Here is an 11,387-nt window from a genome sequence, read left to right as displayed (position 1 = left end):
AGGCTAGACCCCTGTGGCATTGACGATTCTTGGCCTGTCCGGCGCCCTTAGCCATGATCCCTCCGCAGCGCTGTACATCGACGGCAAGCTGATCGCGGCGGCCGAGGAAGAGCGCTTCGTACGCGATAAACATGCAAAGAACCGCATGCCCTACGAGTCGGCGAAGTTCTGTCTGGAACAGGCCGGCATCAAGCCGTCCGACGTCGACGTGGTGGCAATCCCGTTCGCCCCGATCAGCCTGTTCGGCGAAGCGCGCTGGCATTACGCCAAGCGTTACTGGTACGCCCCGGATCGCGCCCTCGATGCGATCCTGATGGGCAACCGTCGCTACAAGCGCTATCGCCGCAAGATTGTCTGGTGCCTGGAGCAGCTGGGTTTTGATCCGAAAAAGATCAAGATCGAGCCGGTCGAGCACCATCTGGCCCACGCCTCCAGTGCGTACCACTGCTCGGGCTTCCAGGAGAAAACCGCGATCCTGGGCATCGACGGCAAGGGTGAATACGCCACGACCTTCTTCGGCTACGGCGAAAACGGCAAGATCCACAAGATCAAGGAATTCTTCGACCCGGACTCCCTCGGCGGCCTGTATGGCGCGATCACCGAGTTCCTGGGTTTCGAGATGCTCGACGGTGAGTTCAAGGTCATGGGCATGGCGCCTTACGGCGATGCCAGCAAGTACGACTTCTCGCGCCTGGCCTCGTTTGAAAACGGCGAACTGGTGATCAATACCGACTACGCCAACGTGATCGGCCTGCGTCGATATAAAGAGAAGGGCAAAGGCTTCTACTTCTCGCCGAAGCTGATCGAATGGCTCGGCCCGAAACGTGAAGGCGACATCGCCGACGAGCCGTACATCCACTACGCGGCCAGCATGCAGGCGCTGTTCGAGAAACTTGCGCTGCAGATGATCGACCACTATCTGGGCGACGTGCTCAAGGAAACCGGCAAGCTGGCGTTCGCCGGTGGCTGTGCGTTGAACGTCAAGCTGAATCAGAAAATCATCGCCCGTGACGACGTCAAGGAACTGTTCGTGCAACCGGCTTCCGGCGACGCCGGCACCGCCGTGGGGGCGGCAGCTTATGTGTCCCACGCCCGTGGCGTGCCGGTGGAGAAGATGGAACACGTCTACCTCGGCCCGGCCTACAGCAACGAAGACGTCATCGCCGCCTGCGCCCGCCATCCGAGCAAGCCTGCGTGGCGCAAGATCGACAACACCCCTGAGCGCATCGCCAAGATCATGGTCGACGGCAACCCGGTGGCCTGGTTCCAGGGGCGCATGGAGTTTGGCCCGCGTGCCTTGGGCGGTCGCTCGATCATCGGTTGCCCGAGCGCCAGCGGCGTGGCCGATCGCATCAACGAACAGATCAAGTTCCGCGAGCGCTGGAGGCCTTTCTGCCCGTCGATGCTCGACACGGTCGCACCGCAGATGATCAAGGTCGATCACCCCGCGCCGTTCATGACGTTCACCTTCGAAGTGGCTGAAGAGTGGAAAACCCGCGTGCCGGAAGTCGTCCACGAAGACGGCACATCCCGGGCCCAGGTACTCAAGCGTGAATACAACCCACGCTATTACGACATGATGAAGGCTCTGGAAGTACTGACCGGCAACGGCGTGTCCCTGAACACCTCACTCAACCGCCGTGGCGAACCGATGATCTGCTCGCCTACGGACGCTCTGAACATGTTCTTTGGCTCTGACCTGCAATACCTGATCATGGAGGATATTCTGGTGGTCAAAGAGGGGGTGGATGTTTATGACTGAAGTTTTGATCAGTGTCGTCATTCCTGCTTATAACTACGCCGATACCTTGCCTCGTGCGGTGAACTCGGTGGTGGGGCAACTGCGCGATGCTCAGGCGGAGTTGCTGGTGATCGATGATGGCTCCACTGATGCAACGCCACAAGTCCTGGAACAACTCCAAGTTGAGCATGCCGGTTGCTTTCGGGTTTTGCGCAAGCCCAACGGTGGTTTGTCCTCGGTACGTAATCGTGGGATCGAGGAGGCTCGTGGGCCATATCTGATTTTCCTTGATGCCGACGATGAGATGGCGCCTGGTGCTTTGGCTGCGTTGACTCGGCATATCTCCAGCAATCCCACCAGCCGCATGATTATCGGTGGTCACTGGTCGATATTCGCTGATGGTCGTCGTGTCCTGCACGCCGTACAACCCTTGCCCGCCACCCCGCGTGAGCGCGTACGTGGTTATCTGTTGGACAAGACGGTATCGCTGTCCAACGGTGCCTGTGCAATGCATCGAGAAGTATTCGGGCCAGGCAACTACCCGGAGCATTTGCGCTGTGTCGAAGATATTCCGGTGTTTGCTCAGGTGCTTGCGGGTTTCCCATGCAGTGTGCTCGATGCGCCACTGGCGCTGATCCACAAGCATGACGACAGCATGCGTCATGACCTCAAGCAAGCCCTGGCGGCTGGCGTGGGGATGGTTGACGAGGTTTTTTCTCCGGCGCGTCAGCCGCAGTTGCAGGATCTGCGCCGGGCTTTCCTTGCTCAACGCTGCCTGTCGCTGTTCCGCGCTTGCTACAGCGCTGGTGATTATGTCAACGCCAAGGCTTTTTATATTCAAGCCGTGCGTACTGATGTTCGCTCGCTCACGCGCTGGACTTATACGCGCAAGGCTATTCGGTCGCTTTTCAAGTGAGCTCGCCTTTCACCGGTGAAAGTGTGATCCAGGGCCAAGAGAGCTGGGCACAGAAAGCGCGTGAGCTGGACCGGTATCGCTGGAAACTGCTGCGCCAGCGGCATGGTCGCTTCGCCAGCTTGCTACGGTTGGTTCGTGATGCGCTGGTGGAGTTCGTGATCGGCATTCGCGCAAGGGTTTGTTTGAGCGATTCGGTTGTCGCCATGCCCTGTGAGGTGTTGTTGCTGCATTCGGCGCCGAAATCCATGGCGTTGCAGCGCAAGAATATTCTGATCGAGGCTCTGCGTAGCCGGGGGCTTCTTCTGGCGGAGGCAGCGTTACGCTCACCGTCGGATGCCTGTGCCCGACGCATGCTCATGGCGCCGCCGCAGTCTGTACCGTTACGTTATTTGGCATACGCTGCCCATGCCCAGTGGCTGGTGATGACGTATTCACCCAAGTTACTGATCAATGAACGCAATGGTAGTCTTCATGCTCCGTTCTTGCGTTTGGCGCTTGCTGCGCGTGGGGCTCGACTGCTACAACTGGCTCATGCCACAACCTTGGAATCTTCAGGGCGACTGGGGATGAACGACTACGACTATTATGGTGTTTTTGGTCGTAGCTCGCTGGTTGCATTGCAAGAGCGAAGATTGCGGTTCGGTGAGTCGACGGTGGTGTTGGTCGGTTCTTACCTTGCTGACGAAACTTATGATCTGCCGGGCGCTGATCCGGCTCTTAAAACGTTATTGATTCTGGGGGTTGGTCCTGACCGAGAAAAAGAATCGGGTTATCAGGACACCTATCGGTTACTGCGTGATTGGGCCGGACAAAATCCGGACTATCGTTTGCTGTTCAAGCGCCACCCTCGCAGCAAGGCGAGATTCTGGGGTGATGCCGCTGCGCAGTTTACCAATATCGAGTTGCTGGATAGCCAGTGTTCGTTGGCTCAGGCTTTGGCGCAGGCCAGTGTCGTCATTAACATCATGTCCAACGCTGGCATTGAGGCGGGTCTGGCGGGCCGACCAGTGATTCACGTGAATGCCGGCAGCGATGTGGATATTTTCTCTCATTCGTTATTTTTCGGGCCTCAAGTGAGCGATGGGCAGGGGCTTTCCCGGCAACTGAAAGCGCTTGAGCAGGATTACCAAGCGCATTCGGCCCAAGCCCGGCGCTTTGCCGATTATCATTTGGTACACGGTTCCCAAGGACTGCTGAAGACCACCCAGCTGGTTGATGACCTGCTTCGCGGCTCCGATCCTGCGTGCAACTTCGAAACCTTCAAGTTAGCCGCCGCTGGCTGACGTCGGCGGCTGGGGGCTCAGGGGTTGAGCACCTGGTTCAGTTCACGCTCGCTGCAGACGTGTTGATTGTTCAGGTAGTGCTCAAGAAATTGGTTGTCCTTAAGCAGCCATTCGCGGTCTTGGCGATAGCGCAATATATGTTTGAAGTTGCGTAGGCGAAGGCCTTTGCGCAGAGGCTTGCATTGAGAGCGCAGGTCTGCGACATCGATCAGTCCAAGCGTGTTGTGGGGCGTCAATACCACGTTGCCCAGATGTGCGGAGCGAAAGTAGATGCCGGTTTCATGTAGGCCGGCAATGAATTCGCCCAGCCGTGCGCGAAGATCATCATTCCCCTCGACGCCGAGTAACTGACGCAGGGTTCGCCCAGGCAATGGGTCGTAATGCACTGCATCGCGCTCGATACTGGGGATGCGATAAATCCGGCGAATTTTCGGACACTCGATTTTTCGTTCCTGCAGTGCTCTGCAGTTGTCGGCGAAGCGCTTGGCGTAGGGTGCCCAGAGGGCAGAGGTCAGCAGGCGTTTACGGCGAAATAGCTTGAGTATCGATCCATCGGCAAGACGCAGAACTTTGTCCCCTTTGCCGTCGGCTTCGAGAACGTCAGCGTCTTCGCGCATGTTGAGGTAAGAAGTGTGATCGAGCGTTTGCATCAAGGCTCCAAGGCATGCCCGTGGTGGGCAGCCGGGTATGTTACCGCAGTGTGCATGCTGCAAAAAACCGCTGTGGTATAGTCGTGCCAATTTTCAGGAGGTGCATGCCCCTGTTTGCGCGGGCTGCCCGGGCATTGCCACCGACTAGTTATCTTTTGATTCATGTTGGCAGTCTCCTATGCGCGGGCCGTTGAATAGCGGGATGTTAATGTCTGCGGACTGGTCGCACGGCGGTTATGAAACACTTTGGTAGGTGAATGCGGCCTACTTTCTGGACACCCTATGACGAAAATGCTGTTCATTTCCCTGGCCAAGCATCAGGGGCTTTATTTCAATCGATTGCTTAATGAGACCGAGCTACAAGGTACAGTCGTTACTCCTTCAGAGATGCCCTGGCCAAGATCCTTACGAGTATCCAGGGTGCTTTCGCGAATCGACAGCCCAAATCTGATCGAAAGAAAATGCGAGGAACGGCGCGTCAAGAATAAGAGCACCGGTCGCTTGTATCGCTTATTGTTACGTCTGGAACTCCTCTGGGTTGCGTTGCGTGTCCAGGCCCTGCTCGACCGCGAGCGTCCCGATGTGCTGGTATTCTGGAATGGGGGACATCGATACTGCCAACTGTTAATGGCGTTGGCTGCGCCTGGGTGTAAGACGTTCTTCTTCGAGAATGGCTTGTTACCCGACACCACGACCGTTGACCCCCAGGGTGTGAATTTCCTGAACGCCGTTCCGCGTGAGGTCGATTTTTATCTCAATTATCCTTATCCCGTGCCTGACCATCAGGCGGCGCCTGTCCTGATTCCTCGTAAGCCCCGTGCCAGCGGTCCTCCCCCAATAGTATTACCTGAGCAATTCGTCTTTATTCCGTTTCAGGATGACCGCGATAGTCAGGTTCGGTTGTTTTCTCCTTGGGTTCGGAACATGCGGGAGATGTTTGCCCTGGGTGAGCGCCTGGCCGACGAGACCGGTTTGACAGTGGTCTTCAAAGAACATCCATCCAGCCGCCAGCACTATCCAGATTTGCATGAACGCACTCACGCTCGTCTGTTGTTCGCCAATGGCAACTCCACCCAGCAATTGATCGAGGCCAGTCAGTTTGTGGTCACGCTGAACTCAACGGTGGGCCTTGAGGCTTTGCTTTTGGGTAAGCCGGTGCTGACCTTGGGCCAGGCGTTCTTCAATATCGAGGGGTTGGTGATGCACGCCGATAATGCCGAGCAGCTAATGGGGCTGGCGCGCGCGTTTGCGCAATGGCCGCTCAACGATCAGTTGAGACGCAACTTCCTTCACTACCTCTCTGAACACTATTGCATCAAGGGCGGCTGGAAAAATGCCGACAACGCCCAGTTGCAGCGGGTCGCTAACAGAATGCTGGGGAAAACCGAGTGCTAGCAGCAGTGAGAAGGCTCATCGACAAAGATGTACTGACGTTGTGGGCATCGACCGGATTTCTGATACTGCTGTGTGGAGCATGGGTACTACCGAGTAACAAGCTTTATCACCAGAGTTTGATTTTCCTATTGTGGCTACCCGCCTTGTTGGCGCTGTTTCGTCGGGATTTTCGCTCATTGCTCAGGCAGCCGGAATGTCTGCTCTTCATCCTGTTTGTGGCCTGGACCCTACTGGTATTGGCGCTGCAGGGGGGGGATGACGTCTTCGGCAAGAGCAAGGTGACACTTTACGCTGCGCTAACTCTGCTGGGCGTATTATTGGCTGCACAGAACAGTAAGTGGCGGTTCGAGTCCATGCTGCTGTACGCATCGATTGTCGGAGGTTTTTTTGCAGCGGCTTCGTGGGTCTACTTCTATCAACTGTCCGTCAAGCCATTCAACGCTCGGGTGATTGCCATAGGCTTGTGGGACGCAGCGATCATGGCTGCGCATGCAGTGGGGGCCTTGGCGATTATTGGCGCCTTCACGTTTCAGACCAAACGGTTCAGCCCCCGCGTAATGGTGTTGTTGCTGATTCCGGCCCTGGGGTATGCCCTGTTCCTTGGCTTCAGTCAGACGCGCGGTGTGTGGATCGGTTTGTTGGCCTGTCTACTTGTAATGGGGGCGGCGCGACCGTCACGCTTGTGGGCCGCCTTGATCTTTCTGGTAATCCTGGGGGTGGCATCTGTTGCTCTGTACAAGCCACAGATCCTTCTCCAGCGTGGTGTTTCCTTTCGTCCGGAGCTATGGAGCGGCGGCGTTCAATTGCTACTGGAACACTGGGCGTTGGGGTTAGGATTCCATGAATATCTCATCCCGATCCCTGAAATCGGACGTTCATTCAAGCACCCCCATAACCTCTTCCTGGATATCGGCGTGCGCCTCGGTGTTCCTGGTCTGCTGTTATTCGGATGGCTGTGGCTGGCGGTTGGTTGGCGTGGTTGGATTTCGCGAGCGCAACCGCTGGGGCAAATGTTGCTGGCGCTGTGGGTTTTTTCCGGGGCATCGTTACTGACGGATGGCATTGGTCTTTGGCTCAAACCCAACGCGGACTGGTTGATCACATGGCTGCCGATCGCCGTGAGTATCGTATTGGCTGCTCGTGGGAAAACGGCAATTACAGACGCCAAGCAAAGCGCTTCCGTTTCTTGATGCCTGCGGCGCTGATGCGAACACTGTCTCTGCGCTTTTGGCGGCCGTCCTGACTGAGCCGATGTTGTAATGGGTTCGCTGTTACAATCCGCAGCTTGTCTCTCTTTTCAAATGTCCGAGGCGCACCGAATGGCCAATCCTGACCAGCAATCGAGCATGAAGATTTACCTGCGGTTGCTGAAATACGTGCTCCCTTATTGGGGAGCTTTTGCCATCAGTATCATCGGCTTCGTGCTGTTCGCATCCAGTCAACCGATGCTGGCGGACATGCTCAAGCACTTTCTCGACGCTTTGCAAAAGCCCAGCGACACCCAGTTTATGGGGATTTCACTGGTGCTTGGCGTGCCATTGTTGATCGTGCTCATTGCTGTCTATCAAGGCATAGGCTCATTTCTAGGTAACTACTATTTGGCCAAGGTCGCCCGTGGCGTGGTTCATGACCTGCGTTGCGCCCTGTTCGACAACTTGCTGACCCTGCCTAACCGCTATTTTGACAACCATAACTCGGGGCACCTGATTTCACGCATTACCTATAACGTGACCATGGTCACCGGTGCCGCCACCGATGCGATCAAAGTGGTGATCCGCGAAGGCCTGACCGTCGTATTCCTTTTCGGATACCTGCTTTATAGCAACTGGAAAATGACGCTCGTCTTGCTGGCGATCCTTCCCTTCATCGCGTTGATGGTCAGTAGCGCGAGCAAGAAATTTCGCAAGCAGAGCAAGAAAATCCAGGTGGCGATGGGTGATGTGACCCATGTGGCTTCGGAGACGATCCAGGGCTACCGTGTCGTTCGCAGTTTTGGCGGTGAAGCCTACGAAATCGAACGGTTCCACAAGGCCAGTGCTGACAATATGAACCGCAGCCTGGGCATGACCCGCACTCAGTCGATCTATACGCCGATGCTGCAACTGGTGATTTATATTGGTATGGCCGTACTGATGTACTTGGTGCTTTATCTTCGCGGCGATGCTTCTGCCGGTGAGCTGGTCGCCTACATCACTGCTGCGGGTTTGCTGCCCAAGCCCATTCGTCAACTGTCGGAAGTCAGCGCCACGATCCAGAAAGGATTGGCGGCAGCGGACAGTATTTTCGAGCAACTAGACGAAGAGCCGGAAGTGGATACGGGGACTCAGGAAATCGCTCGTGTAAACGGTCGCCTGGAGGTGCGCAACCTGAGCTTCCAGTACCCAGGCACCGAAAAACTCGTGCTTGACGACATTTCCTTTACCGCCGAAGAAGGGCAAATGATCGCTCTGGTAGGGCGTTCAGGCAGTGGCAAGTCGACCTTGGCCAACCTGATTCCGCGCTTTTATCATCATGACAAGGGTCAGATCCTGCTCGACGGTTTGGACGTAGAGCAATACAAGCTGACTAACTTGCGTCGTCACATCGCCCTGGTGACTCAGCAGGTCACCCTGTTCAACGATAGCGTTACCAACAACATTGCCTACGGTGACCTGGCAGGCGCCCCGTTCGAGGACGTGCGCAAGGCTGCCGAAGACGCCTACGCGGCCGAATTCATTGAGCAAATGCCTCAGGGTTACGACACCTTGGTGGGCGAAAACGGTGTTCTGCTTTCCGGCGGTCAGCGCCAGCGCCTGGCGATCGCTCGGGCCCTGCTCAAGAACGCTCCCCTGTTGATTTTGGATGAGGCCACTTCGGCCCTCGACACCGAGTCTGAGCGCCACATCCAGGGAGCTCTGGACCAAGTGATGAAGGGACGCACCACCCTAGTGATCGCCCATCGCTTGTCTACCATCGAGAAGGCTGACTTGATCCTGCTGATGGACAAGGGGCGTATTGTCGAGCGAGGTACTCATTCAGAGTTGTTGGCACTGAACGGTTTATACGCCCGCTTGCATGAGAAGGATTTCATCGATGGCACCGACGACGTGACGAAAGGTACCTTCGCCTGATTTCGGTTTTGCGCGATTCCAATATTCGCGAGAGGCTCGGCTATGGATGGAACGGTAAAGGTCTCGCTACAACAGCCGCATGGGCTCTCGATTTCTCCCGAGGCCCGGGCGGCGATCAAATCCCAGCAACCGCGATGCATATGGTTGACCGGACTTTCCGGGGCGGGAAAGTCGACACTGGCCAATGCGCTGGAAGTACGGCTTCACGGCAGTGGTCTTCATACCTGTCTGCTTGATGGCGACAACTTGCGCCGAGGTTTGTGCAGCGACCTGGGCATGACGTCTGAAGCCCGCAAGGAAAACGTCCGGCGTATCGCCGAAGTGGCACGGTTGATGGTCGACGCCGGACTGATTGTCATCGTTGCGGCCATTTCGCCATTTCGCGCCGACCGCGAAGCGGCACGCAAGTTGTTTCCCGAGGGTGCTTTCCTTGAAGTCTATGTCAGCACGTCTTTCGAGGTTTGTGCCCTGCGTGACCCCAAGGGGCTTTATCGGGAAGCGCGGGCCGGACGGTTGAAAAATTTCACCGGTCTCGACAGCCCGTACGAAGCCCCCCTGGAGCCCGATTGCGATATCGACACGGGCGAGCTAGCGCTGAGCGAGGCCTGCGAGCGGTTGTGGGCATTGCTGCAGCGCTGACTCCAGAACTGCTGTCGCATCCGCTTACAGCCATGCAAGAGCCTTCCTCAACCCTGTGCTAATATCGCGGCCCTGTTCATTTTGTATGTGGGATGCTCCATGAAGTTGTCCATGCCGCGATTCGATCAAGCCCCTGTATTGGTGGTCGGCGATGTCATGCTCGACCGCTATTGGCATGGCGGTACCTCACGGATTTCCCCTGAGGCGCCGGTTCCGGTGGTCAAGGTCGAACACATCGAGGACCGTCCCGGTGGTGCCGCCAACGTTGCCTTGAACATCGCCGCCCTCGGTGCGCCGGCCTCTCTGGTGGGGGTGACCGGTGACGACGAAGCCGCCGATAGCCTGACCAACAGCCTCAATGGCGCCGGCGTACGGGCGATTTTCCAGCGCGTTGCGCACCAGCCGACCATCGTCAAGCTGCGGGTCATGAGCCGTCACCAGCAACTGTTGCGGATCGATTTCGAAGAACCGTTCGCCACCGATCCCCTGGCCCTCGGGGCGGAGGTCGATAACCTGCTCGAAGGCGTCAAGGTGCTGGTGTTGTCGGACTACGGCAAAGGTGCGTTGAAAAACCATCAGGCGCTGATCCAGGCCGCTCGTGCCCGTGGCATTCCGGTACTGGCTGACCCCAAGGGCAAGGATTTCTCGATCTACCGCGGCGCGAGCGTGATCACGCCGAATCTCAGCGAATTCGAAACCATCGTCGGCGGTTGCGCCGATGAGCACGAACTGGTGAGCAAAGGCGCACAGCTGATGCAAGACCTCGACCTCGGCGCTTTGCTGGTGACCCGTGGCGAACATGGCATGACCCTGTTGCGTCCCGATCATCCGGCGTTGCACCTGCCGGCGCGTGCCCGTGAAGTGTTCGACGTGACTGGTGCCGGCGATACCGTCATTTCCACCCTGGCCGCAGCCATCGCCGCCGGCGAGGAACTGCCCCATGCGGTGGCCCTGGCGAACCTGGCGGCGGGCATTGTCGTCGGCAAGCTCGGTACTGCCGCCATCAGCGCCCCGGAGCTACGCCGCGCGATCCAGCGCGAAGAAGGCTCCGAGCGGGGTGTGCTGGGCCTGGAGCAATTGCTGCTGGCCGTCGACGACGCCCGTGCCCACAACGAGACAATCGTTTTCACCAACGGCTGCTTCGACATCCTGCATGCCGGCCACGTGACCTATCTCGAGCAGGCCCGGGCCCAGGGCGATCGCCTGATCGTCGCGGTCAACGACGATGCATCCGTGAGTCGTCTCAAAGGACCGGGGCGGCCGATCAACAGCGTCGACCGGCGCATGGCGGTCCTGGCTGGTCTTGGCGCGGTGGATTGGGTGATCAGCTTCAGCGAAGGCACGCCGGAAAACCTGCTGCGCGAGGTCAAGCCGGATGTGCTGGTCAAGGGCGGTGATTACGGGATCGATCAGGTCGTGGGAGCGGACATTGTCGCGGCCTACGGCGGCACTGTGAAGGTGTTGGGGCTGGTGGAAAACAGCTCGACGACGGCGATTGTGGAAAAGATCCGCAATCACTGAGCCTTTGCTGGTGACAATGTGTCAGGCAATGCGCCAACCTGTGGGAGCGAGCCTGCTCGCGATAGCGATGTGTCAGCCAAATCGAGGCTGACGGGTCCAACGCCATCGCGAGCAGGCTCGCTCCCACAGGGC

General features: G+C 57.5%; 9 protein-coding genes. 8 read left to right on the top strand and 1 reads right to left on the bottom strand.

The annotated features are described in order from the left end of the window. Positions 1–13: 13 nt before the first annotated feature. From PSEUDOMOFG3G_RS05640 to PSEUDOMOFG3G_RS05630, 3 genes are read left to right on the top strand one after another with little or no spacing between them, the layout of a single operon-like run. On the top strand, positions 14–1,762 hold the full coding sequence (locus tag PSEUDOMOFG3G_RS05640) for a carbamoyltransferase (protein ID WP_139048597.1): 1,749 nt from the start codon (positions 14–16) through the stop codon (positions 1,760–1,762). Beyond that, positions 1,755–2,657 carry a glycosyltransferase family 2 protein gene (locus tag PSEUDOMOFG3G_RS05635; protein WP_139048596.1) on the top strand — a complete coding sequence of 301 codons (903 nt, stop codon included), beginning with the start codon at positions 1,755–1,757 and terminating at the stop codon, positions 2,655–2,657. Before PSEUDOMOFG3G_RS05640 ends, PSEUDOMOFG3G_RS05635 begins: the two co-directional genes overlap by 8 nt. Beyond that, the gene (locus tag PSEUDOMOFG3G_RS05630) at positions 2,654–3,940 is read left to right on the top strand and encodes a capsule biosynthesis protein (RefSeq protein ID WP_139048595.1); all 1,287 of its coding nucleotides are present in this window, start codon (positions 2,654–2,656) and stop codon (positions 3,938–3,940) included. Before PSEUDOMOFG3G_RS05635 ends, PSEUDOMOFG3G_RS05630 begins: the two co-directional genes overlap by 4 nt. Before the next feature lie 17 nt (positions 3,941–3,957). On the opposite strand, the gene PSEUDOMOFG3G_RS05625 is transcribed toward PSEUDOMOFG3G_RS05630, so the two are convergent. Beyond that, positions 3,958–4,590, bottom strand: a complete 633-nt coding sequence (locus PSEUDOMOFG3G_RS05625; RefSeq protein WP_139048594.1) for a toluene tolerance protein — start codon at positions 4,588–4,590, stop codon at positions 3,958–3,960. A 282-nt stretch (positions 4,591–4,872) separates the two neighbouring features. Here PSEUDOMOFG3G_RS05625 and PSEUDOMOFG3G_RS05620 point away from each other — a divergent pair, with 282 nt between their 5' ends. The 5 genes from PSEUDOMOFG3G_RS05620 to hldE all read left to right on the top strand — a co-directional run bounded on the left by PSEUDOMOFG3G_RS05620 (position 4,873) and on the right by hldE (position 11,255). Next, a complete protein-coding gene (locus PSEUDOMOFG3G_RS05620; RefSeq protein WP_139048593.1) occupies positions 4,873–5,985 on the top strand; it encodes a capsular biosynthesis protein in 1,113 nt (370 codons plus the stop codon). Continuing rightward, positions 5,979–7,175, top strand: coding sequence for an O-antigen ligase (locus PSEUDOMOFG3G_RS05615; RefSeq protein ID WP_139048592.1), 1,197 nt, complete (start codon positions 5,979–5,981; stop codon positions 7,173–7,175). The genes PSEUDOMOFG3G_RS05620 and PSEUDOMOFG3G_RS05615 overlap by 7 nt, the downstream gene beginning before the upstream one ends. A 129-nt stretch (positions 7,176–7,304) precedes the next feature. Continuing rightward, positions 7,305–9,095 (top strand): lipid A export permease/ATP-binding protein MsbA, encoded by a 1,791-nt coding sequence (gene msbA, locus PSEUDOMOFG3G_RS05610; protein ID WP_139048591.1) that lies wholly within the window; start codon positions 7,305–7,307, stop codon positions 9,093–9,095. Positions 9,096–9,137: 42 nt separating this feature from the next. Further along, positions 9,138–9,734 (top strand): adenylyl-sulfate kinase, encoded by a 597-nt coding sequence (cysC, locus tag PSEUDOMOFG3G_RS05605; RefSeq protein ID WP_139048590.1) that lies wholly within the window; start codon positions 9,138–9,140, stop codon positions 9,732–9,734. A gap of 99 nt (positions 9,735–9,833) precedes the next feature. Continuing rightward, positions 9,834–11,255 (top strand): bifunctional D-glycero-beta-D-manno-heptose-7-phosphate kinase/D-glycero-beta-D-manno-heptose 1-phosphate adenylyltransferase HldE, encoded by a 1,422-nt coding sequence (hldE, locus tag PSEUDOMOFG3G_RS05600; RefSeq protein WP_047225895.1) that lies wholly within the window; start codon positions 9,834–9,836, stop codon positions 11,253–11,255. The last annotated feature ends 132 nt before the right edge of the window (positions 11,256–11,387 follow it).

Source organism: Pseudomonas sp. FG-3G, assembly GCF_901007645.1.
Taxonomy (GTDB): Bacteria; Pseudomonadota; Gammaproteobacteria; order Pseudomonadales; family Pseudomonadaceae; genus Aquipseudomonas; species Aquipseudomonas rhizophila.
Note: the sequence above shows the minus strand (reverse complement) of the source record. Positions and strands in the feature narration are given on the sequence as shown.

Coding starts and splice junctions, on each gene's coding strand:
- cysC (WP_139048590.1), top strand. CDS start 9,138: ATGGATGGAACGGTAAAGGTCTCGCTACAACAGCCGCATGGGCTCTCG.
- hldE (WP_047225895.1), top strand. CDS start 9,834: ATGAAGTTGTCCATGCCGCGATTCGATCAAGCCCCTGTATTGGTGGTC.
- msbA (WP_139048591.1), top strand. CDS start 7,305: ATGGCCAATCCTGACCAGCAATCGAGCATGAAGATTTACCTGCGGTTG.
- PSEUDOMOFG3G_RS05635 (WP_139048596.1), top strand. CDS start 1,755: ATGACTGAAGTTTTGATCAGTGTCGTCATTCCTGCTTATAACTACGCC.
- PSEUDOMOFG3G_RS05625 (WP_139048594.1), bottom strand. CDS start 4,590: ATGCAAACGCTCGATCACACTTCTTACCTCAACATGCGCGAAGACGCT.
- PSEUDOMOFG3G_RS05620 (WP_139048593.1), top strand. CDS start 4,873: ATGACGAAAATGCTGTTCATTTCCCTGGCCAAGCATCAGGGGCTTTAT.